We start from the raw sequence: 21079 nt of genomic DNA on the forward strand, positions 1-21079 counted from the left end.
GCGTCGCAACTCCATGATCGCCGGACCCTGTGCCCGCCTTGTCGCCAGGAGCTCCCCACGCCGCCTATCTGCGCGAGCTCTAAGCTCGATTCTCCCGCCGAGGCCAGACACCGCGGCTCCGCTCACGCGCTGGCCAACCGGGGCTTGGTCACCATCAGCCGGCGACGCGGCACCTGGACAGCCACCATCACCCCCGCCGGACTGTTCTACCTCACGCACGGCCACCATCCCGACCATCCGAACAATGCGTCGGAGTCGGCCCCGCCAAACCGCGACACCAGCTCTCGCCCCGCTCCCACAGCCTCCTACTCCCAGCCGCATGCCACAAAGCAGCCTGCTCAGAAGCCCCGGCCCGGCAAGGTGTCCAAGTCTGAGGCGCCGAAGCTCTCGCTACCAGGGCGGCGTCATCACCAGGCCGTCGATCTGCTGGAGCAGCTCTCCTCCGCCCCTCACGTAACGATCATGCATCCCCGCGACGAGGAGATCGCCGAATGGCGGCGCGATATCAACTATGCCAAACGGCACGGCCTGGAGCCCGAGGGAAAACGTATCGAGACCACACGGATGCTCTACTCCAGGGACAAGGAGTTCGTGATCCGCCTGGTCGACGGCCCCCACCCGAACAGTAAGCGCGACGCTCCCGATCAGCTCCCGCCGGTGCCGGTCCCAGCGCAACTGCGCTCGCTGCATCCGGTAGTCGAGAGTCTTCGCGAGGATAGGCAGCGCTTGGTCATGCCCGCGGCCTTGCGGCACCGTTCTTTGCGGATCCTGCAGGGGCTGGCAGCGGAAGCCGCGCGCCGCGGACATCGGGTGTACGAGATCCCGGTCCCGGAACGTGCGAAGCGCCATCCCTACTATTCCGCTCTCGGGCAGCCTTCGATCCCGAGCTACTCCCTGCGTGAGGGTGAACTCGGGATCGGCATCGATGAGTTCGACTTCAAGATCATCATTGATCGGGAGTTCCCCCAAGCAGCGACCCGCTCCGCGCCGAGAAGCTGAAGATCGACATCGGATACAGCCGCTCACGCCGGCAGTCCTCCTGGGCCGACCGCAAGCGCTGGCAGGTGGAGGACGTGCTCGCCTCCGTACTTCGGGAGTTGGAGATCCGCGCCGTCGAGGAGCGTGCACGTCAGGCCGAGGAAGAACGCCGGCAGGCCGAGCGCCAGGCCCGCTGGGAACGAGCCATGAAAGAAGCGCGGACCGCGGCCACCCGGGCCTACCACGCCGAGCGTCTCCGCGAGCAGGCCGCACGCTGGCGGGAGACATGTGAACTGCGGGAGTATTGCGCAGCGTTGGAGCAGCGCATCGCCAATGCCGATACGCCCGAGGCACCGGATCTCGCCGGCGCACGAGACTGGCTGGAATGGGCACGCGCGCATCTGGACTCGCTGGACCCGCTGCAGCGACTACCGAAGAAGCCACCACCACCCGAGTTCAACGCGGACGACCTCAAGCCCTACCTCCCCAAGGGCTGGAGTCCGCACGGTCCAGACGCCCACTCCAGCGGATGGCGGCCGCGCTGGCCCACCTCGTGACCACCGCCACTGTCACCTTCTGCTGCACCCGTGGAGGCCCAGGCCCGAGACAAGCGGCAGGTTCTGCTCTTGAGAACTGCGAGCGCGTTCCTACAGGACCTTCAGCTTGCCTCATTTGATTCAGCGTCGGCTTCGACGCGGCGGCCGGGAAACAAGGGGCTGGGGGTGCGCCGTCCTGCCTGTCGACGGGTGCTGATAGGCGTCCTTGACGATCTGCTCGAAGTCCTCCTCGCTGAACATCCGTCGGCTGCCGATCATCCGGTGAGGAACCCGGCCTGCACTGGACTCGGTGCGCAGCCATGAGGCTCCGACGTCGAGTCGCTCGGCTGCTTCGGCAACGGAGTAGAGCATCGGCCCCGACTTCTTCTTCTCCGCTGGTGTGCCGGTCGCCCCATCCTGTCCCGGAAGCCCCCAGTTGAGGCCGAGCGCGGCCGACTCCGCCGCCGCCAGCAACACACCGAGGCCGCGCAGCCGGGCGCCGTCGCCGATACCGTCGTTCGGGCCCGGCAGGCCGAGTGCGCGACGCTCCTGCGTCGCCGGATCGTCGGAGGGCAGGAGCAGCGCTGCCAGGCGGTAGTCCTCTTCGCTCAGCGTGGCCCGCGCCTCGAGCGCTCGGAACAAGCGCAGTCGCTCGCTCTGCAGCGCCCGCTTGTCCAAGTTCCAGATCCGCGCGCGGAGTTCCTCCCAGCCCTCGTGCATCCGAACCGCGGCGAGGGCATAGGAGGTGCTGTCCGTATCCGGGTGAGCCTTGGCCCGCCGGTGCATCGCGCAGACGTCCATCCCCTCCTCCACCGGGTACTTGCACGGGAAGCCGTAGAACGAGGTCACCGGCTCCGGGCGACTCCTTCGATGCCCGGCGCGTGCACGCGCGAGGGCGTAGGACGTTTGGGGAAGGATCCGACCGCCGCGCAACAAGACGGACTTCCCGGGAGGAACTACACCCAGGGGTGATCTGTCACTGACGGGGCATTAGGACTAGGACTATGGTTCTGCTGAACGCCCGGCGCGTCAATAGGGCTAGGACTAAGTCGTGTTGGGATGCATCCCGCGTGACACATGAGGAGGACGGCATGAACAGCCCCGCCTATCGGCAGATCGCCTCGGAGCTGCGAGAGGCCATCGAACGGGGAACGTATCCCGAAGGCGCGGCGCTGCCGAAGATCACCGAGATCGCCGAGCAATACGGGATCGCCAAGCAGACCGCCCGTGCGGCCATCGCCGAGCTGGAAGCCGAGGGCCTGGTGGAGGTGGGCCGGCGCCGCGGCACCACCGTCCGCGTCAGGCCCGTAAAGCAGCGCCTCACGCGAAGCCGGCAGGTGTTCCGCGACGAGCGGGGCTACTACTTCGACCCGACCGCCCAGCCCTGGAACGCGCTCGAGCCCCCGACGATCACCTGGGGCCCGGCTCCCCGCGACGTCGCCGTCCTGCTCAGCGCCGCCCCGGGCGAGGACGTCCTGATCCGCGACCGAATCATGGGCGATGTCGCCGCACGCAAGCCGATGCAACTGGCCACCAGCTTCCTGCCCGCCACCCTCTCCCGCGGGACACAACTCGCCGAACGCGACACCGGCCCCGGCGGCATCTACGACCTCCTCGAAAACATGGGCCACGGCCCCCTGGCATGGGAGGAAACCGTGGGCGCCCGCATGCCCGCCCCGGCCGAGGCCGAACGCCTCGGCCTGCCCAAGGGCATCCCACTCCTGCGCATCGTGCGGACAACCAAGAGCCCGGATGGAACGGTGCTGGAGGTCAACGACACGCGCATGCCCGCGGACACCTTCGAGATCGGCTACTCCATCACCCGCCACCCCTCCGCCGTATTGCCCAACTGAAGCCCTGTCCCTGTGGAGTGAGGGTGACCTGTTCACAGCGGTACGTACCCCCCTCGGGTCACCAGTGCGAATCACCGCTTGCGCGTACGGCCAGCGCGCCGCTGATGTCAGACCCCGCTGCCACCATCCGCCCATGCTCATCAGCCCGAAATCAGCCCACGCAACATTCGTGGACCTCACCCGCAACTGCGCCCTCCCCTTGGACCCAGACGTCCTGCTGCGCACCGACGTCCTGCGCCACCACGGCCATACGGTCATCGGCGACGTCGCGCTGCGCGCCTACAAGCACAAGTCGCGCTGGACGTACGACGAGCGTGACGTGCGCCGCGCCGGACGAGCCTTAGCCGAACTCCCCGTCGACCTCGATGACCTCGCAGAGACCCACCTGCCCGACTACCGCGACGACGTCAGCCCGGAGGAGTGGTACCGCCCGGACTGGCGCCGCCAGCTGGTGTCCTTGATGTTCGACGCCGCCCGCCTCAAAGCCTTCCGGGAAGAACGCCCGTACGACGAGAACTGGCATTCCTGGAAGAAACTCGGGGACAACGGCCTGCCCGGCGGACTGACGATGACCGAGTTCATCCAGACCCGCAGCGACACCCCCTTCATGCAGAACATCGCCGGCACCAAACCGAGCCGGCTGCTGACGTGGTCCGGCACACACTGGCTTCTGCCGCGCGCCTACATGGAGCTCCTGGACCGTTGGGAGCGTCTGGAAGACGACCTGATCGACAAGGCCCGCACCTGCTCGGCCTGCGGGGCCCAAGGACCGCACCTCGCCTGGCGGACGCCCACCGCGAACGGCTACATCACCCTGTGCCCACCCTGCCCAGGCGAGGCGCACCTCCTCTACCAAGGACATCTCCGCGGCGTCCTCTACGAGTCGCTGCGGCGCACCCAGCGGGCCGACGCCTCGCAGGCTCTCCACACCGAGGTAAGCCGAAGAGGGGCAGTCGAGGTGGGCGGCCGAGAAGGAGCGGCGAGTGGGCCTCGGCTGCTCCGTCCCGGCGATGGCGGATTGAGTGTCAGGCAAGTTCGGCAAGGTGCTCCAGGAGCCCGTGCCTGACGGGTGTCAGCGGGAAGTGCAGGCAAGTTGGGCACGTACGTGACATCACAGCCTCCCCGACTCCTTTCGGGACCGAAAGAAGTCCGGTGACCTCGCTCCGATCGGAACAAGGTCACCGGACTGGGTATCTTCCGCGCAGCGCCCAGCTACGGGCCGAGGATCGGCGTCCGGCCGTTGCCACGGTTGCACCTCTTCCGCAGCCTCCTGGCCGCCGGGAGGAGGACAGAACCTTTCCGGTTGGCCTCCCGTCCGGAATCGACGTGCCGGGCGGGAGAGCACAGCGGGATCCCGGTGGTGCGACTCTTAGGGGGTGTAGGTCAGCACCACGCAGCCAGACTTTCCGTCGCGGCCCGGTTCGGACGGCCTCTGGTGGGGGTCCCCTCCGCCGGAGTTGCCCGCTCCGCGGCCGCCGCCGCCTCCGGCTCCCGCGAAGAGGCAGGGCTTCGGGTACTTCGAAAGGTAGCCTCCCGCACCGCCCTGTCCCGGGTCGTTGATGCGGGCATCGTGACCGCGTGTACCGGCCTCGCCTGTTTCGAGGACCCTGCCGGAGCGCTGGCAGACGAGGTGCGTGCGGTTGCTTGCCCCACCGGCTCCTCCGTAACCGCTTTCCCACGTTCCTGACGCCTCACCGCCCCGCCCTGGCAGCCCGTGCCGGGCATCGGCCAGAAGACGCCAATGCTCCATGTCCGCAACACCGGAGTCGCTTCCGTCCTTGCCGGGTTTGCCGTTGTGGTACTTGCCCGTTCCGCCCTCGCCTCCCGCGCCTCCGTTGCCCACGACGACGGTGAGTTTGTCTCCGCCCTTGACAGTGGCAGTGCACGACACCGCGCCCCCGCTGCTGCCACCCCCGCCGCCGGCACCACTGAGGCGGCCGTCATTGTTGCCGCCCCCGCCCCCGCCCCCGCCACCCCCGCCCAGGGCTTGCACGTGAAGGCTGGTGACGCCCTGCGGCACGGTGAACTCGTACCGGCCAGGGGTGGTGAACGCCTGGTCGACCGGGGCCAGTGCCGCCGACGCCGAGCCCGGCACCGCCAGCAACGGCACCGCCGTCGCCACGACCACCAGCACCGCGCACCTCAACCGCGCGGGAAAGAGCAGCCTCATGAAAACCCCCTGATCATCATCAGAACAGACCACTCCGCCTCCTCTCCCTCATCCACCGCGTCCAACCGGCCGCGGCCGGGGATTCACTCGCCCGGGAACGACGTTCGATGGCGCCGCATCCAGCCGCTGTCCGCACGGTTCGCGTGGCTCTCACAAACGACGACCCCGTCCGCGGCGGTCGACTTCCTGGACGCAGAGCATGTCGCCGTCGCGCAGGTAGTCGAGGGCGGTCGTGAGGCCGGACCGAGTCCGGGGCCTGCTCTGCCCGGCGCATGCATACCCGACGAGCCGGTCAGTGTGGCTGTCCGTCCCGGCCCCGACGCACAGATGCATTCGAATCCTCGTGGCCTTACGGAGCAGCGTCCACCTCAACTTTGTTTCGACCGAAACGAAGTTGGCCCCACCTTGGTTCGACCGAACCAAGGTGGGGCGCAGGTGCCGACGCCGACAGCAGCACGGCGGCGGTGCAGCGACGTGCCTAACTTGCCTGCAACAACAACGGTCGCCTGACCTGCGGAAACTGGACCCAACCCTAGATAAAGATCTCGGCCGCGGGGCGGCCTCCCGGCCGGCGCCGGGCGCGGTCGCCGTCCCTACCGCACGTCACACGCACCAAGACCGACCCTCAGGTCCACTGAGCGCTGCGGCTCGACCGAGGTCAGCCACCCAAAGCGGGGGAGGGCTCACCGAGCACCCCGCCCGTCGCCGAGTAACCGTCATCGCTGGTGGCTTGTAGGGGCATCGCCGAGGTGAGCCCAAAAGGGGCCACGGGATGATCTTGAAGTCTTGAACTGGCGGGCCGTCACCCGGAGGAGATCCGGCTCGCCGAGCGGGAGATGACCGAGGCCCTGATCGGCAACTACCACACCGTACTGAAGAACATCGACGACGGCGGTCCGGCCCAGGTCGCGCTCGCGAAGGCCACCGAGATGACCGCCGGGGCGGTGAAAGCCCTTCAGGGCCTGGACGAAGAGGCAGGGACCGCGGAAGTTGCCCGCCGCCTGGACGGGAAGGTCTCGCCGGTCGTCCTCACCCTGGCGAAGGCCCTGCTGGTGCAGGCCAGCTAGCTCGGCGCGCCAGATGTCGAACGGTGCCTTCGTCATGCCGCGGCCCCGGAATGTGTCATCACAATTCAGTGAATACCACTAAATAATGGCGATGACGAAGAAGGCGCATGTAGCGGCTTTTCCATTCCAATCAACGATAAAAACATTGAACTCTTTATCCGTCCGGGGATCGACGCCCGCACTCAACCCCCAGTTCGTGGCCGGGGTGACGGTGACCGCCTGGGGTTTATCGTCGAAAGTGAGGACGTAGTGTACGGCCTGACCTTGACCGTGGAGCTCCACGGTGAAGCCATACCCACTCACTTTTTTGAATCCATCGACATATCCGTAGGCCGCACGAACCGGTCCAGGCGGCTCCTGCTCCCCGCTGAGACCCTGGGGGTCGACAGGTCCCATAGCCCCGGCCTCCCCCTTCGGCCCCTTTTCGCCTCGCCCTGATTCAGGTGCCATTTCCCTTCCCCTCTCTGTCGTAGTCACACTCGAATAAATCAGGAGATCTTGCCCGGAGGAAGGGTATATCAAGACATCACGCGTGAAGGCGCAGGATAGCCCGAAAAGGTGTACAAGGTTACTTCCCGGCTGCTCGACTGGCGTCGACGCCAGTCGCCGAAAGCGGCGCCCGGTACGGCGGAATGCCACTGGGGCACAAAAAGCGGGCGTGGACCCCATCAGAGGTGCGAGGGCTAGAGCGGTATTTCGGACGCCGGGCGCAAGGCATCTCTCGGCGGTCCATGGCGATCGACGAGTGGCCTCTCTCGTAAACGGTCCTTTGTGCGAGCAAGATCAATCACGGCCCGCCGGGACACCGCCGACACCGGATTCGTTCGCAGAACCCGTTCTCACTCAAAAGCGGGACGGCCCCCCTTCTGAGAGTTGCATTGTGCGAAGATCCGGGCCCATGACGGCCCCTCAGCAGTGTCAGCTTTCGAAGTCGGCTGCACTGGAGTCCGAAGTCGCCTGCACGTGCCTGTGGGTTGATCGCACGGTCATCTCGGCGTGGCGTCGTTGCCGTCCCGCGCGCAGGGCCTCCAGGAGTTGGCCGGGAAGCGACGTCCGAGGGTTCTCGTTCGCTGAGGCGCTCGATGGTGGCAGCGATCGCGGCGCGTACACCCGTCGGCGGCAGCGCAGTCGGCCCCGGGACGATCGACCCCGCCAGGATCGAGGACCCTTAATGGCGCGCCAGCCCGTGGCGGTCGGCCCAAGCGTTGATCGCTGCGGCCAGCTCCTCGGGGCGGTCCTCCGGGGAGTGGTGGCCGGCGAGGCCGTGGTGGGAGACTTCCAGGCCCACGATGTTCTCCTCGCACCAGGCCACGGCCCCCTCGTCGGTCATCGCGCCTGGGCCTGGCTCGAACGCGGCGAGCAGCTTGGGGACTTCGGGGCTGGCGGCCAGCCAGGCGTCGTAGTGCTCGATGCGGGCCACGACGTCGGCGGGCTCGCCGTCCAGCGGCATCATGCGCGTCCACGCCAGCACCGGGCGGCGGCTCTGCGGGGTCGGGAAGGGGTGGCGGTAGACCTCCAGGTCGGCAGGGTCGAGCGGCGTGGCGAGCGTGTCGGGGAGCCCCTCGATGAACAGCGATTTCTCCAGGATCGTCTCCTCGCCCACCCCGGGGGTGCGCAGCAGGGTGAACAACTCCCGGCCCGCCGCCGGGAACTCGTCGCCGACCAGCGGCTTGATGATCGTCTCGGTGAAGGCGAGGCCGCGGACGCGGCCCGGGAAACGGGCGGCGCGGTCGAAGGCGAGCGCGCCGCCCCAGTCGTGGCCGACGAGGACGGCCTCGGCAAGGCCGAGGGCGTCGAACCAGGCGTCGAGGTAGCGTGCGTGGTCGTCGAAGGAGTAGGCCAGGTCGGGCTTGCCGGAGTCGCCCATGCCGATCAGGTCGGGGGCCAGCAGGCGGCGTCCGGGCGAGGCCACCCCCGGCAGGACGTTCCGCCACAGGTGGGAGGAGGTGGGGTTGCCGTGCAGGAAGACGAACGGCAGCCCGTCGGGGTCGCCGGACTCGCGGTAGTAGAGGGTGGAGTCGAGGACGGGGAGGGTGGGCATCGCGGTGTCACTTCGCTTTCCGTACGGGGGATTCAGAGGTTGAGGCTCAGGACGCGGTCGACGGCGATCTCGATGACGACCAGGTCCAGCGGGGCGGGCGGGGCGGCGCGGTAGCGGGCGGTGTAGCGGCGGACGGCCTCGGCCAGGCGCTCGGGGTCGTCGGTGACGGTGGCCCGGCCTTCGAGGGTGACCCAGCGGAAGCCGTCCGCCTGGCAGAGCGCGACACGGGCCGCCGGGCCGCCCGCGGCCACGTTCCGGGCCTTGCGGGCCCCCTCCCGGGTGGTCACCCGGGCCAGGGCCGGGCCCGGGTCGAAAGTGAAGCGGACGGGGGTGACGTGCGGGGTGCGGTCGGGGCGGAGGGTGGTGAGGGTGGCCGTGCGGGGGCGGGTGAGGAATGCCCGTATGCCGGCTGGGAGTTCGACTGTCGTCCGGCTCACTTCTTCTTCACGCCCTCGTTCCAGATCAGCTTGGCGATGTTCGGTTTCACGGCCGTGGTGATGACGCCCATGGCCGTGCGGACGTATCGCCGCTCCTCCAGCTCGCGCAGCATGCTCGCGGCCAGGTCGGCGCGTGCGGTGAAGACGCCGTCGGCACTGGTCTCGGCGGTGTGGTAGGCCGTGACGGCGGGGTGGTCGAAGAGGCCGGAGGGCCGGACGAGGGTCCAGTCGAGGTCCGTCTGACGGATCAGGTCCTCCATGCCGCGCATGTCCTCATGGAGGGTGCGGCCGAGGCGTCGGTTCACCAGCGGGTCGAGCACATGGTTGAAGAAGTGGGCGCCGGTGGGACGCCAGTGCGGGTCGGCGATGCTGGAGCTGACGGCGAGCAGCCGCTTGACGCCGTGGCGGGCCATGGCCCCGGTGATGGCCATGGCGCTCGCCGAGTAGGTGGTGATGGTGTCCTTGCTGAAGCGCGCGCCCAGCGCGGAGAGGACGGCGTCGGTGCCGTCGATCGCGGCGGCGACGGCCGCCGGGTCGGTGGCGTCGGCGACGGCCACGGCGAGGCCGGGCCGCTCGGCGAGGGAGCCGGCGCGGCGGGTTACGGCGACGACCTCGTGGCCGGCGGCGAGGGCCTGGTCGGTGAGGCGGCGGCCGGTCGGTCCGTTGGCGCCGAAGACTGCGATACGCATGGTGTCGGGGTATCCCTTCGTGTGGTTCGCGGAACGCCCTTGACTGTGCCGACCACCCAACGCAGGCTCAACGCTGATGAATAACGACGCTCCTGCCCCCGCCCGCCCCCGGGGCCGCCCCCGCGGCAACCCGCCGACCCGCGAGTCGATCGTCCCGGCGGCCCGCGCGCTGTTCCTGGAGCGCGGCTACCGGCGCACCACCGTGCGCGCGGTGGCCGGGGCTGCCGGGGTCGACCCGGCGCTGATCGCGTACCACTTCGGCTCGAAGAAGGGCCTGTTCGCGGAGGTGATGCAGTTCCAGTGCGCCAACGCGCTGGCGGTGGACGCCGTCCTCGGCGGCGACCAGGCCACCCTCCCCGACCGCCTGATCGACGCGGTGACGGACCTGTGGGAGGACGCCGACTTCCGACAGCTCACCGGCCAGGGCGACGAGGCCGCCGAGGTGATCCGCGAGTACCTGGAACACGAGCTGTTGGCCCGGCTTGTTGAATTTCTCGGCGGCCGGGACGCGACCGCCCGCGCCACGGCCGTGGTGACGATCCTCGGCGGCCTCATCTACACCCGCTACCTCAACCCCCTCCCCACCCCCGCCACCCTCACCCCGTCCGAGACCCGCCACATCCTCACCCCGGCGCTGCGCGCGGCACTGGCCCCGAGGCCGCGTACCGCGGCAACCACCAGCGCAGGCCGTCGGGGCCGACCGGCCTCCGGTGGAGGCGCCGCCCAGCCTTGACCACCTCAGCGCCTCCAGTGCCGCTACCCCTGCAGGTAGCGGTGCAGGGAGGTTTTCGGGATACCGGTCTTGGCGCTGATCTGTCCGTGGCTGGCGCCCTGGTCCTTGAGCAGGCGCGCGCACTCGATCGTCGGCAGGGTGGGCTACAGGGCGGCCGATGCGGCGGCCGACTGCTTCGGCCACGGCGCGGGCGTGGGCGGCGCGCTCGGCGGTGCCTTCTCGGCAAGAGGCACGATCACCTCGGCCTGCCGCACCGCGGCATCCCACACATCGGCCGGGGCGGTCAGCACCCCACGCTCGGCCACCGGTCCCTCCGCCACCCGGCCCCCTCCGCACCGCGCACACGACTACGGCCAACTTGACTGTAATGCAGGCGACTTCGCGACGTAGGGGAGGTCACAGTTCCCTGCACTCCACGACGGAATCCCAGCTCATCCGCGCACGCGACTACGGATATTCACACAAGCGCGTGGAATCGCACGACTGCCCGATGTCCACCTGCGCCGCCCCCGCGGGCTCGCCGTGCCGCACCGGCAAGGGCAAGGTGGCCATCCAGTACCACACCGCCCGCTTTCGCCTGGTGCCCCAACTCGCCAAGGCCCTCAACGTGCCGACTCCCGCCGTGCGCAAACCCGGCTCCGCCTGGGCCGAGCTACCCCGGCCGAGGAACGCCGGCGCCGAAACCGTCGGGCACGCCCGCCTGGGCTACGCCCGCGCATCCACCGCCCGCCAGTCCCTCGACTCCCAGCTCGACTCGCTCACCGAAGCCGGGGTTACCCGGATCTTCTCCTAGAAGATCTCCACCCGCGCCGACGAGACAGCGTTGGCCGCGGCAGGCAAGGGCAACGTCCTGGCTTCCCGACTCATCCACCGCGTCCGCCTGGCACCACCGATCAGCTGTCGGCGCTCCCCGGCATCGCCGTCCTGGACCTCGACCTGCCCGCTGCCCTGGCACATTCTCGGAGGCCGCTTCCGCAGTACCCATGACCTCTGCACCTCCACCAGCGACGGGGCGCTGAGCGCGTACGAACAGCGCGCGGTGCGTTCCCCGCCATTGGGAGCCCCCGAGGTCCGTATCCCACAGCGTGAGCAAGCCACGGCACTGCCGCAAGGCCCCGGATGTAGGGGGCATCAAGGCCAGGACACGCCCGGCCACCTCAGCCGCCGACATTCAGGGCGGTTTGGTCTGTGCATGGCCGACATCGAGACGAGCCGGCAGCAGCGGGCCTTTCACAAGGGCGCAAGCGTTCAACCCGTTCACGTGCCGAGGCGCCCGCAGGGGTTCCCAACAGTGTTAGTCCCGGTGCGTGATGGCGGGGAAGCCCTAGTCGAGTGCTGTCGGGTGGCTCGCCGCAGTCGACCGGCCCTCTACGGAAGGGATCGAAGGAGGTGACAGCGTCTGGGTGACTCCAGCGGAGACGTGTGCGGCACAAGAGGTGCTTCGCCTTGCCGAGTCCCCCGGAGAGAAATGATGGATCTTCTTGTCCCAGCCTTCGCGAGAGGGCGGTATGAGGTGTGGCGCTTCGAGCCCGCGGCATCGGGTGCGCCGTGACGACGTGACGCTGGGGGTGCCGTGGCGGTGCGGGAGGCTATTCCTACAGCGCAGGGAGCCGTTCCCTTCTTGGGTCATCTGCTTTCGCTGGTCAGAGACCCGTTGGGGTTCCTGACGGGCTTGCCGGAGCAGGGAGAGATCATGCGTGTCCGCCTAGGCCCAGCACAGGCAGTGATGGTGTGCGACGCGGCGCTGACCCGCCAACTCCTCCTTCAAGACAGCTTGTTCGACAAGGGGGGACCGCTGTTCGAGCGGTTCCGGGACGTGGTGGGAGACGGCTTACCCACCTGTCCGCACAGTATGCACCGACGTCAGCGGCGCCTGACCCAGCCGGCATTCCGCCCCAAGCGTATGGAGGACTACGCCCGCACGATGACCGAGCAGATCAGCACGGTGACCGACACGTGGCGGGACGGCCAGCGGATCGACGTCCTCTCGGAAATGCTGGCCATCACCGGCAGGAGCCTGATCGCCACGATGTATGGCAACGCGCTGACGGCCCCACACCTGAGGCAGACCCTGGAGGACCTGGTCACCGTCTTCACCGGGGTCTACCGTCGCATGATCGTGCCCCGGCTGCTCAACCGAGTACCGACGCCGGGCAATCTCCGGTTCTCGAGGGCCGGCGCACGCCTGCGCCGGACACTCGGCGAGATCGTCACCGACCGCCGCGCCCAGGAGGGGGCAGCAGAGACCGAAGACCTTCTGTCCGCCCTTCTGGCCGCACGGGACATCTCCGAGGAACACGCAGTGACGGCGCGGCTGTCGGATACAGAGCTGTCCGACCAGGTCGTGTCGCTGTTCCTGGCCGGGACGGAGACGACCGCCACCGCTTTGGCCTGGGCCCTGCACCTGTCCGCCATCCACCCCCACACCGGCGTGCGCCTGCGCGACGAGGCTGATCAAGTGCTGCACGGACGGCACGCGACGTATGCCGACCTGCCGCACTTGCCGTTCACCCGCCAGGTCATCACCGAGACCCTGCGGCTGTATCCGCCGGCCTGGCTCCTGACCCGCACCCTAGCCGCGGACACCGACCTGGGCGGCTACGCCCTCCCGGCGGGCACCACCGTGATCTACAGTCCGTTCGTCATCCACCACCGCCCCGACCTGTTCCCCCGCCCAGAGCGTTTCGACCCGGACCGATGGGCGAACGGGCTACCGAACCCTCAGGACCACCAGTTCATCGCCTTCGGCGCTGGGGCCCGCAAGTGCGTCGGCGACCAGTTCGCCCTCACCGAAGCGACCTTGGCCCTGGCGACCATCGTCGCCCAATGGCATCTGGAACCGCTGCACCAACACAGAGTCCGCCCTGCCCTGGCCGCCTCCCTGCGGCCGCGACATCTGTCCATGCAGGCATCCCGCCGCTCACACAGACCCGCCTTATGAACGCGCGCGAAGCCACGCAGGCACCGACCGCCTTGCGCGCGCCGACAGTCGTCCCTCGGGCGACTCCCCCACCTGTGCGGGCTCCGACGACAGGAGCATCCACCGTGAACACGGCACGACTGACCAGGCCCGACCTGTGGTGCCCTATCGAACCGGCCCTTCACCCCCAGCACGAGGAACTGGCCGAGCACGCCCTAGCCTGGCTGCGCCGCTTCGGCTACGTCACCACCCGCGAGCAGGAGGAGAAGGCGCGGGCCGCACGGTTCGGGGAACTGGCCGCCCGCGTGCACCCGCACGGCACGCTGCCAGGGGTGAAGTACGCCTGCGAGTGGCTGATGTGGCTGTTCTTGCAGGACGACGACAAAGTCGAAGGCGCCAGCAGCCGCGGCGACACTCTCACCGTTGCCGAACACATCCTCCACTGCCTGCAAGTCCTTCACGACCCGAGCGATCCGCCCGCCACCGGGCACATGCAGGCACTCACCGACCTGCGCCGACGGCTGGACGACTTCGCCGACCCCGAACACGTCCAGCGGTTGCTCTTCGGCCTCATCGAGTACCTCGCCGCCGCCGGCCCCGAGGCCATCCACTGGGCCGCCCGCACCGTCCCGACCGTGCACGCCTACCAGCAGCTGCGCGAATCGACCGTCTTCATGCGCGCCGGCTGCTTCGTCCTCAACGAGATCGCCAACAACTGCCCCCTGCCCGCCGCCGTATGGTCCACGCCCGAGATCCAAACAGCCTCCCGCACCGCGGCCCGGGTGGTCGGCTACACCAACGACATCCTCTCCGGCCCGCGCGAACTGGTTTGGCCCGGAGCGCTGAACCTCATCAATAGCATCGCCCAGGAACGGCAGTGCACTCTCCCCAAGGCCCTGGAGGCTGCGGTCGACCTGCACACCCACGAGATGCGCACCTTCATCCGGCAAGCAGACCAGCTCGCCACCCGCCACGACGATGCGCGAGTGCATGCCTACATCGACGGGCTACGCACCTGGATCCGCGGCAACCTCGACTGGAGCATGCAGACCGACCGCTACGCCGTCCCAGACCCCCCAACCTCAGAACCCATCGTCACCGAGTGACGGCGCCTTCCTCGCGACAATAGGCGGACGCTCCCGGCAGAACTTGCCTCACCTGCCAGACGGCTCTCTGTGCGATCTACCTGCTAGTTCGCTTGACAGCACTAGATAACGAGCGCGCCGAGCCAGCCTCGGCGCCGCTTGCGTACAGCGCATGGCCGCGAGGACACGAACTGCGCGGTGGAGCCACGTTCGACAGCCAAGCGGTCGACGATGAGAGGTACGAGCAGGCCGGCCGCCGCACCCAGCAGAGCCACGGCGACCGTCAGCGTCAGGAAACTGGCCGTTCCCCTCGGGAGCGGCGCTCAGACTTTCCCGGCATGGCAACTGCACCGAGGCTGCCCACCAGCCGCGGACGACCGTCACTGACGCAGCAGCGCTAGGTGTTCTGTCCGGGGAGGTTGTGGACGGTGAGGCAGGTCTCGGCTGAGGGATCTTGAACAGGTGAGGGCCTTCCGGGTTCGGTGTGGATTGCGACGTCTACACCGACCGAAAGGCCCTCGTGCCCCACCGTAATGCACCCCTGACCGAGACTGGACGGCTGCGTCTGGCCCGCTGCGTCGTCGACGAGGGCTGGACCCTGCGGCGGGCCGCCGAACGCTTCCAGGTCTCGCCCACCACCGCCCAACGCTGGGCCGACCGCTACCGGCTGCTGGGTGAGGCGGGGATGGCAGACCGTTCAAGCCGCCCGCACCACAGCCCGCGCCGCACCCCGACACGCACGGAACGGCGCATCATCAAGGTCCGCCTCCTGCGCCGGTGGGGCCCGGCCCGCATCGCCCACCTGCTGCGACTGGTCCCCTCGACCGTGCACCGCGTGCTGACCCGGTTCGGCCTGGCCCGCCTGACCCACCTGGACCGGGCCACAGGCCGGCCGATACGCCGCTACGAACGCGACCGCCCCGGCGAGTTGGTCCACGTGGACATCAAGAAGCTCGGCAACATCCCCGACGGCGGCGGCCACAGGACACTCGGCCGGCAAGCAGGCCGCAAGACCCGCTCGGGAGTCGGCTACAGCTACATCCACACCGCCGTCGACGACCACTCCCGCCTGGCCTACAGCGAGATCCACACCGACGAGAAAAAGGAGACCGCCACCGCCTTCTGGACCCGGGCCCAAACGTTCTTCACCACCTGCGGCATCACCGTCGAACGCGTCCTGACCGACAACGGCGCCTGCTACAAGTCCCACACCTGGCGCGATGCCCTCACAGCAGCCGGGATCACCCACAAGCGAACCCGGCCCTACCGGCCACAGACCAACGGCAAAGTCGAACGCTTCAACCGCACCCTGCTTGACGAATGGGCCTACGCGAAGCCCTACCGCTCAGAGACCGAACGCCGCGAAGCGTTCCCCCAATGGCTCCACACCTACAATCACCACCGCGGACACACCGCGCTCAAGGGCAAACCACCCGCCAGCCGCGTCCCCAACCTCACAGGGCAATACACCTAGCGCAGCGGATAACCCCGGCCGTGGCTGGGCAGCACCGGCTCGTCGGGGCCCGGGAGGATAGACCAGGCGCACTCGGATCATGGGTACGGTGAGAGGGGGTTGAAGCGGTATACGCGGTTACAGCTCCGGATCGGAGGCGATCGTGGCAGCGCAGAGAGCGCCCGACTCCCGCCTGCGCGAGACCATCGACGCGATCGGCTGCACCTACGAGGCCCTGGCCAAGGACGTCCGGCGTATCGCCGCGGAGAACGGCGAGACCCTCCAGACCAACAAGTCAGCCGTCTCCCATTGGGTGAACGGGGCCCGCCAGCCCACCGGCCGGAGCGGCCGGTACTTCGACGAGGCGCTCTCCCGCCGCGCAGGCCGCACCATCACCCAGACCGAAATCGGCCTACGGACCTCCGAAACCGCAGCAACAGACGAGCCGGACCCCGTCCTCGCCGCCACCGACTTGGGGCGTGCCGACGTCGAGCGCCGCCGCTTCCTGGCGCTGGCGGCTCTCACCACCGCCGGTGTCGCCATGCCACTCGCCTACGAGGGGGCACGCCTGGCTCCACTGCTGCCACAGCACCCGCAGCGGGTGCATCCAGCCTGCGCGCGACCCTCACCAGGAGAGGGCGTTGAACAAGCGGCATCCATTGCTGCGGGCCCCGAGACACCTCGGTTGCAACCGCCACCCACCCCGCCGACGACGACTGCCTGACGCTTGCGCATCACTGACGGTCGCTCGCAGCGGGTAGCGCTTCGGCCGAATCACTGCGTAGGCTCACCGCGGTGCAGCGGCCACGCCTGGAGGCGGCTCGGTGTACCGCCACGCATGCCGGCCGCGGCCGCGGGTACGCCTTCCCGTACGGGGCGCCGTGGAAGCGCCTGAAGGGCGAAGGGTGTCGGAATTGATTCGGAAGCTGCAGGCGGTCGCGCTGGACTGCGCCGATCCGGTACGGCTCGCGGAGTTCTACGCAGATCTGCTCGGCGGCCGGGTGGTCGCAGACCCGGAGGATCCCGACTGGGTCGAGGTGCACGGGTTCGAGGGGACGGCGTTGGCCTGCCAACGGGTGGAAGGCTACCAACCGCCCGAATGGCCCGGCCAGCAGCGCCCACAGCAGCTCCACCTGGACTTCGACGTGGACGACCTCGACAAGGAGGAGAAGCGGGCGCTCAGTCTCGGAGCGGCCGTGTTGGAGCGGACGGACCAGCTCCGCCCGGGGGCCAACTGGAGGGTCTACGCGGACCCGGCCGGCCACCCGTTCTGCCTCTGCTTCCACTGAGTCCACCGCAGCCACTGCGACGACGTCAGAACCTGCCACCGAGCGAGGACTTCGACCTCGCATTCGATCAGTCAGGCGCAGCCCAACGACACAGCAACACTTCACGCAACCGAGATGAGGACTGCGCAGCGGTCGCTGACGGAGCCGAGGCCCGACAGCCGCGCGGCGGGCCGGACGCGGCAGCCAGGCAGCGGAGCGCGACGGCGCGCGGCGACACAGTGGGTGGTGGCCCACGTCTGCGCCTTGGCCGGCGGCAGGCCGGCCACAGCACCAGACGGCCTGCGCCCGAGGGGCCGACCGCAGGCGGGGCTGGCGGTTTCGCGCCTTGGCCCCGCTAAGCAGCGCGAAGCGCCCTCAACTGGCGTCCGACGATGAGCACAGCCGCCGCCCTTGTCGTGGCGAGCCAAGGACACTGCTCACTCCGTTACTGACAGTGAACCGCTCCGGGATCGGTGGAGGCTCTATACGTTGACTCCAGCCGCCGGTCGGGGCTGGTGTTGAGCGTAGTGGTTGGTCTCGTACTCATGGGGCGGGATGTCGCCGGTCGCGCTGTGGAGGCGCTGGTTGTTGAACCAGTCGACCCATTCCGCGGTGCCGAGCTCGACGTCGACGAGGCCGTGCCAGGGCCTGCGGGGTTTGATCAGCTCCGTTTTGTAGAGGCCGATCTGGGACTCCATGAGCGCGTTGTCCAGGGCGTCGCCGACGGTGCCGATCGAGGCGTCGATGCCGGCCTCGATCAGGTGCGCGGTGAACGCGAAAGACGTGTACTGCCCGCATCCGAATGATGAACCAGCCCTGGTCCAGCGGGAGTTCCGGCGCGATCCCGGCGCCACAGGGCCATGTCGAGGGCGTCGAGGACCAGCTTGGCCCGCTTGCTGGTCGCCGCGGACCGGCCGACGATCGCCCGGGAGAACACGTCCACGACGAATGCGACGTAGACGATCCCGGACCAGGTGGCGACGTAGGTGAAGTCCGCGACCCATCGCTCGTTCGGCCTGGAGGCGGTGAAGTCGCGTTGCAGCAGGTCAGCCGCCCGTTCATGCCCATCGTCGCGCAGGGTGGTTCGGATCTTCTTGCCACGACGGGCGCCTTCCAGGCCGAGCTCGCGCATCAGCCGGGCGACCGTGCAGCGGGCCGCGACCATGCCCTCGCGATGCAGCTGCCGCCAGACCTTCCGGACTCCGTAGCGCCGTAGTTGTCGGCATGCACCCGACTGATGTGCGCCTTTAGCTCCGTATCGCGCGGGCGCTGGGAGCGCGGTTCTTGGCGGCGTAGTAGGTGCTCGTTGCGATCTTCAGTCCGTGGCCGCAGAGCACACGGCAGATCGGCTCGACCCCGAACACCTTCTTGAACTCGTCGATGAACGCTACGAGCGCTTTGACGGCCGGTCGAGCTCGGCCGCGAAGAAAGCCGACGCCGCCTTCAAGATCTCGTTCGCCCGCCGCAGTTCGGCGTTCTCCGCCCGCAGACGCTTGATCTCCGCGGCCTCCTCGGACGTGGTGCCGGGCCGCCGGCCCGCGTCCACCTCGGCCTTGCGGACCCAGGTCCGCACCGTCTCGGCCGCACCGATGCCCAGCTTCGCCGCGACCGCCTTCATCGCGGCCCACTCGGTCGGGTAGTTCGGACGGATCTCCGCGACCATGCGCACCGCACGCTCGCGAAGCTCGGCAGGGTAAGGGGACGGACGTGCCATGACTCGATCCTCTCAGGGAATCGAGCCTCCATCAGACCCGGAGCGGTTCAGCCTCGGCGCGCTGCTGCTCTGAGAGCCAAGGGCGGGCATGGAGGAACTTCTCGGCGAGGATCCGGTTGTACCGCTCCGCCTTGCCGTTGTGGCGTGGGGTGTAGGGCGCGGTTCGTTGGTGCCGGGATCCGAGTAGTGCGCGGGCGAAGGCGTCGGCTCGGTAGCAGGCGCCGTTGTCGGTGACGATGCGTTCGATTCGGGTGATGCCGTGGGTGGCGTACCACGCGTGGGCTCTGTGGAGGAATCCGACGGCGGTCGCGGCCTTTTCGTTTGGCAGGGCTTCGGTGTAGGCGAGGCGGCTGTATCCGTCGACTGCGGAGTGCAGATAGACGTAGCCGCCGCGTTCGGCCTTCTTCTTGCGCCGATCCACGGCTTTGGCTTGTCCGCTGCCTCGCCCGTGAGCGCGCCAGCCGCGGCCGTCGGGCATGCGGCCGACTTTCTTGACGTCGATGTGGACCATGTGCCCGGGGCGGCGAGCGGTGATCTTCCGTGGTTGGCGGTCGGTCTCGCCGTTGGGGTCGATGAACCGGCGCCGGTTCAGGCCCAGGCTCACGAGGTGGCGGGACACGGTGCGGCGACTGATGGTGATGCCGTCGTTGTTGAGTTCGAACGTGATCCTCGCGGCTGACCACTTGTGGGTGCGGCGCAAGTCCTCAATGCGGGCCACGACGTCGGCATCAGTTGTCGTGGGTTGCCGGTGTGGCGCTGAAGAGCGGTCCAGGAGGCCGAGGTCGCCATGGCGGCGGAAGCGGTTGCCCCACTTCGACGCGCACGCGCGAGAGAGATTCCCATCTCTGCGGCGACGTGGGCGATCGGGCGGTTCCGGCAGCGGTCGATCAGACGGCGCCGCCCTTCAGGAGACAGCGGGGCATTGCGATGCGACATGCATGGGCTTTCTGAGCAGGGTAGGGGCCGGCGTCGACGCGGAGGGCATCCGTGTCGAATCAGTCATCTCAGCAGTCGACGAGCCTGCGAAGGAGTTCCAGGCCCGTCTGCCAGTCACCGAGGTCGCTGTCGGAATTGATGTGGCCGCGGCTTCGGATGAGATGGCCTTGCGCCTGCCACTCGTGCGCGAAGGAGGCGGACGTCGTCGGGTCGCAGTAGGGGTCGTCGTCGCTGGCCACCATCAGGCTCGGGCACGGCAAAGGGCGAGCGGACAGGCTCAGGAACGTCGATGCGGCCTCACGTGGGAACGCCGGTCCCTGGGGATTGGGAGGCGCGACCAGGAACGCCGCCGCCGTGTCGGGTCGCGCCTGCTCCAGCCAGTGCGCGGCTGCCCAGCAGCCAAGGCTGTGAGCCACCAACGCCACCCGGTTGTCACGCCGGGAAGCGACCTCGTAGGCAGCCTGGATTGCGGCAGCCCAGTCCGGCAGGTCCGGTCTGCTCCACGAGGCCGGTGCGATCCGGACCGCTGAGGGCCCCCATCGCTTCTCCCACAAGCTCTGCCAGTGCCGCTCGTCCGAACCGTCGATCCCAGGGATGATGACGTACGCGACCATCGCCTACCCTTCCAATCGTGGCCCCCACGCATCGCCGGGGCATCCTGGGGCGATTCTCGATGGATCAGCGGCAACGATCGGGCTCAGCAAGTGATCTCAAAGAAAGTGGGGGTGACAACGATGGAATCACTCGACGAGATCGACCGTGCCATCTTGGAACTGCTCCAAACCGACGGGCGGCTCACCGGAGCCGAGGTCGGACGCCGAATCGGGCTGTCCCAGCCGGCAGCCAGCGCCCGCATCCAACGCCTGGAGAAGAACGGGATCATCACCAGCTACCGTGCCGTCGTCGCCCCAGCCGCAGTCGGATTGAACATCCACGCCATCGTCCGGCTACGCACCACCCACGCGCAGCTGTCCCAAGCACTCACCCTTGCCGCCCACACTCCCGAGGTCGTCTCGACCCTCCGCGTGACTGGCGAGGACTGCCTGCTGCTCGACGTGCACTGTTCTCACGCCGAACGCCTTGAACAGGTCGTGGACTCCCTCGCCCGCTACGGACCGGTCACCACCTCACTCGTCCTACGCAGCTACCCGCCCAAGTCGTTGCCAACGGCACCGTCAACAACGTCCTGATCCACAACA

General features: G+C 68.6%; 22 protein-coding genes and 3 pseudogenes. 14 read left to right on the forward strand and 11 right to left on the reverse strand.

What is annotated here, in order from left to right; genetic code table 11:
• Positions 1 to 144: 144 nt before the first annotated feature.
• Together GR130_RS20130 and GR130_RS20135 are read left to right on the forward strand one after the other, a co-directional pair.
• On the forward strand, positions 145 to 999 hold the full coding sequence (locus GR130_RS20130; protein WP_159506005.1) for a hypothetical protein: 855 nt from the start codon (positions 145 to 147) through the stop codon (positions 997 to 999).
• 74 nt (positions 1000 to 1073) lie between these two features.
• Positions 1074 to 1535, forward strand: a complete 462-nt coding sequence (locus GR130_RS20135) for a hypothetical protein (RefSeq protein WP_159506006.1) — start codon at positions 1074 to 1076, stop codon at positions 1533 to 1535.
• A 120-nt stretch (positions 1536 to 1655) separates the two neighbouring features.
• Here GR130_RS20135 and GR130_RS20140 read toward each other — a convergent pair whose 3' ends face one another.
• The gene (locus GR130_RS20140; RefSeq protein ID WP_159506007.1) at positions 1656 to 2363 is read right to left on the reverse strand and encodes a helix-turn-helix domain-containing protein; all 708 of its coding nucleotides are present in this window, start codon (positions 2361 to 2363) and stop codon (positions 1656 to 1658) included.
• Positions 2364 to 2605: 242 nt separating this feature from the next.
• Here GR130_RS20140 and GR130_RS20145 point away from each other — a divergent pair, with 242 nt between their 5' ends.
• Both GR130_RS20145 and GR130_RS20150 read left to right on the forward strand, forming a co-directional pair.
• Positions 2606 to 3367, forward strand: coding sequence for a GntR family transcriptional regulator (locus tag GR130_RS20145; protein WP_159506008.1), 762 nt, complete (start codon positions 2606 to 2608; stop codon positions 3365 to 3367).
• A gap of 133 nt (positions 3368 to 3500) precedes the next feature.
• Entirely contained in the window at positions 3501 to 4433 is a 933-nt protein-coding gene (locus GR130_RS20150) for a hypothetical protein (RefSeq protein ID WP_159506009.1), read from the forward strand.
• Between the two features lie 303 nt (positions 4434 to 4736).
• Here GR130_RS20150 and GR130_RS41925 read toward each other — a convergent pair whose 3' ends face one another.
• Positions 4737 to 5477 (reverse strand): glycine-rich domain-containing protein, encoded by a 741-nt coding sequence (locus GR130_RS41925; protein WP_443043771.1) that lies wholly within the window; start codon positions 5475 to 5477, stop codon positions 4737 to 4739.
• On the opposite strand from GR130_RS41925, the gene GR130_RS20155 reads away from it, so the two are divergent.
• Both GR130_RS20155 and GR130_RS20160 read left to right on the forward strand, forming a co-directional pair.
• Positions 5410 to 5550, forward strand: a complete 141-nt coding sequence (locus tag GR130_RS20155; protein WP_159506010.1) for a hypothetical protein — start codon at positions 5410 to 5412, stop codon at positions 5548 to 5550. The genes GR130_RS41925 and GR130_RS20155 overlap by 68 nt on opposite strands.
• Positions 5551 to 6373: 823 nt before the next feature.
• A complete protein-coding gene (locus GR130_RS20160; RefSeq protein WP_159506011.1) occupies positions 6374 to 6604 on the forward strand; it encodes a hypothetical protein in 231 nt (76 codons plus the stop codon).
• A 78-nt stretch (positions 6605 to 6682) separates the two neighbouring features.
• Here the strand turns inward: GR130_RS20160 and GR130_RS20165 are convergent, their stop codons facing one another.
• The 4 genes from GR130_RS20165 to GR130_RS20180 form a co-directional block, all read right to left on the reverse strand.
• Entirely contained in the window at positions 6683 to 7000 is a 318-nt protein-coding gene (locus GR130_RS20165) for a hypothetical protein (RefSeq protein ID WP_159506012.1), read from the reverse strand.
• A gap of 772 nt (positions 7001 to 7772) precedes the next feature.
• Entirely contained in the window at positions 7773 to 8681 is a 909-nt protein-coding gene (locus tag GR130_RS20170) for a haloalkane dehalogenase (protein WP_268977974.1), read from the reverse strand.
• The gene (locus tag GR130_RS20175; protein WP_159506014.1) at positions 8678 to 9082 is read right to left on the reverse strand and encodes a pyridoxamine 5'-phosphate oxidase family protein; all 405 of its coding nucleotides are present in this window, start codon (positions 9080 to 9082) and stop codon (positions 8678 to 8680) included. The genes GR130_RS20170 and GR130_RS20175 overlap by 4 nt, the downstream gene beginning before the upstream one ends.
• Positions 9079 to 9771: an NAD(P)-dependent oxidoreductase gene (locus GR130_RS20180; RefSeq protein ID WP_159506015.1), complete on the reverse strand. Its 693-nt coding sequence runs from the start codon at positions 9769 to 9771 to the stop codon at positions 9079 to 9081. The genes GR130_RS20175 and GR130_RS20180 overlap by 4 nt, the downstream gene beginning before the upstream one ends.
• A gap of 76 nt (positions 9772 to 9847) precedes the next feature.
• On the opposite strand from GR130_RS20180, the gene GR130_RS20185 reads away from it, so the two are divergent.
• A complete protein-coding gene (locus GR130_RS20185) occupies positions 9848 to 10504 on the forward strand; it encodes a TetR/AcrR family transcriptional regulator (protein ID WP_159506016.1) in 657 nt (218 codons plus the stop codon).
• Positions 10505 to 10527: 23 nt separating this feature from the next.
• Here the strand turns inward: GR130_RS20185 and GR130_RS41930 are convergent, their stop codons facing one another.
• Positions 10528 to 10641, reverse strand: coding sequence for a helix-turn-helix domain-containing protein (locus GR130_RS41930; RefSeq protein ID WP_201305195.1), 114 nt, complete (start codon positions 10639 to 10641; stop codon positions 10528 to 10530).
• 6 nt (positions 10642 to 10647) lie between these two features.
• Positions 10648 to 10809 carry a hypothetical protein gene (locus tag GR130_RS20195; protein WP_201304946.1) on the reverse strand — a complete coding sequence of 54 codons (162 nt, stop codon included), beginning with the start codon at positions 10807 to 10809 and terminating at the stop codon, positions 10648 to 10650.
• A gap of 62 nt (positions 10810 to 10871) precedes the next feature.
• Between GR130_RS20195 and GR130_RS20200 the strand changes: the two genes are divergently transcribed.
• From GR130_RS20200 to GR130_RS20225, 6 genes and pseudogenes are all read left to right on the forward strand, one after another.
• On the forward strand, positions 10872 to 11297 hold the full coding sequence (locus GR130_RS20200; RefSeq protein WP_443043631.1) for a zinc finger domain-containing protein: 426 nt from the start codon (positions 10872 to 10874) through the stop codon (positions 11295 to 11297).
• Positions 11298 to 12083: 786 nt separating this feature from the next.
• Positions 12084 to 13445, forward strand: coding sequence for a cytochrome P450 (locus GR130_RS20205; protein ID WP_159510101.1), 1362 nt, complete (start codon positions 12084 to 12086; stop codon positions 13443 to 13445).
• Between the two features lie 104 nt (positions 13446 to 13549).
• Positions 13550 to 14530: a terpene synthase family protein gene (locus GR130_RS20210; RefSeq protein ID WP_159506018.1), complete on the forward strand. Its 981-nt coding sequence runs from the start codon at positions 13550 to 13552 to the stop codon at positions 14528 to 14530.
• Between the two features lie 499 nt (positions 14531 to 15029).
• Positions 15030 to 15983 carry an IS481 family transposase gene (locus tag GR130_RS20215; protein ID WP_159506019.1) on the forward strand — a complete coding sequence of 318 codons (954 nt, stop codon included), beginning with the start codon at positions 15030 to 15032 and terminating at the stop codon, positions 15981 to 15983.
• 142 nt (positions 15984 to 16125) lie between these two features.
• A pseudogene (locus GR130_RS20220) lies at positions 16126 to 16545 on the forward strand (tetratricopeptide repeat protein); the annotation flags it as partial.
• A gap of 331 nt (positions 16546 to 16876) precedes the next feature.
• The gene (locus tag GR130_RS20225) at positions 16877 to 17251 is read left to right on the forward strand and encodes a VOC family protein (protein ID WP_159506020.1); all 375 of its coding nucleotides are present in this window, start codon (positions 16877 to 16879) and stop codon (positions 17249 to 17251) included.
• A 461-nt stretch (positions 17252 to 17712) separates the two neighbouring features.
• On the opposite strand, the pseudogene GR130_RS20230 reads toward GR130_RS20225, so the two are convergent.
• From GR130_RS20230 to GR130_RS20240, 3 genes and pseudogenes are all read right to left on the reverse strand, one after another.
• Positions 17713 to 18944: pseudogene (locus tag GR130_RS20230) on the reverse strand (IS3 family transposase).
• Between the two features lie 49 nt (positions 18945 to 18993).
• Positions 18994 to 19880, reverse strand: a pseudogene (locus GR130_RS20235) (IS481 family transposase); the annotation flags it as partial.
• Positions 19881 to 19948: 68 nt separating this feature from the next.
• The gene (locus GR130_RS20240) at positions 19949 to 20494 is read right to left on the reverse strand and encodes an RBBP9/YdeN family alpha/beta hydrolase (RefSeq protein ID WP_159506021.1); all 546 of its coding nucleotides are present in this window, start codon (positions 20492 to 20494) and stop codon (positions 19949 to 19951) included.
• Between the two features lie 120 nt (positions 20495 to 20614).
• On the opposite strand from GR130_RS20240, the gene GR130_RS20245 reads away from it, so the two are divergent.
• Positions 20615 to 21070, forward strand: coding sequence for an Lrp/AsnC family transcriptional regulator (locus GR130_RS20245; protein ID WP_159506022.1), 456 nt, complete (start codon positions 20615 to 20617; stop codon positions 21068 to 21070).
• Positions 21071 to 21079: the final 9 nt, after the last annotated feature.

It is taken from the genome of Streptomyces sp. GS7, from assembly GCF_009834125.1.
In the GTDB taxonomy this organism is placed as follows: Bacteria; Actinomycetota; Actinomycetes; order Streptomycetales; family Streptomycetaceae; genus Streptomyces.

Excerpts from the sequence above, each read along its gene's own strand:
- GR130_RS20145 (WP_159506008.1), top strand. The coding sequence starts at position 2,606 with ATGAACAGCCCCGCCTATCGGCAGATCGCCTCGGAGCTGCGAGAGGCC.
- GR130_RS20185 (WP_159506016.1), top strand. The coding sequence starts at position 9,848 with ATGAATAACGACGCTCCTGCCCCCGCCCGCCCCCGGGGCCGCCCCCGC.
- GR130_RS20150 (WP_159506009.1), top strand. The coding sequence starts at position 3,501 with ATGCTCATCAGCCCGAAATCAGCCCACGCAACATTCGTGGACCTCACC.
- GR130_RS20200 (WP_443043631.1), top strand. The coding sequence starts at position 10,872 with ATGCAGGCGACTTCGCGACGTAGGGGAGGTCACAGTTCCCTGCACTCC.
- GR130_RS20160 (WP_159506011.1), top strand. The coding sequence starts at position 6,374 with ATGACCGAGGCCCTGATCGGCAACTACCACACCGTACTGAAGAACATC.
- GR130_RS20165 (WP_159506012.1), bottom strand. The coding sequence starts at position 7,000 with ATGGGACCTGTCGACCCCCAGGGTCTCAGCGGGGAGCAGGAGCCGCCT.
- GR130_RS20180 (WP_159506015.1), bottom strand. The coding sequence starts at position 9,771 with ATGCGTATCGCAGTCTTCGGCGCCAACGGACCGACCGGCCGCCGCCTC.
- GR130_RS20240 (WP_159506021.1), bottom strand. The coding sequence starts at position 20,494 with ATGGTCGCGTACGTCATCATCCCTGGGATCGACGGTTCGGACGAGCGG.
- GR130_RS20245 (WP_159506022.1), top strand. The coding sequence starts at position 20,615 with ATGGAATCACTCGACGAGATCGACCGTGCCATCTTGGAACTGCTCCAA.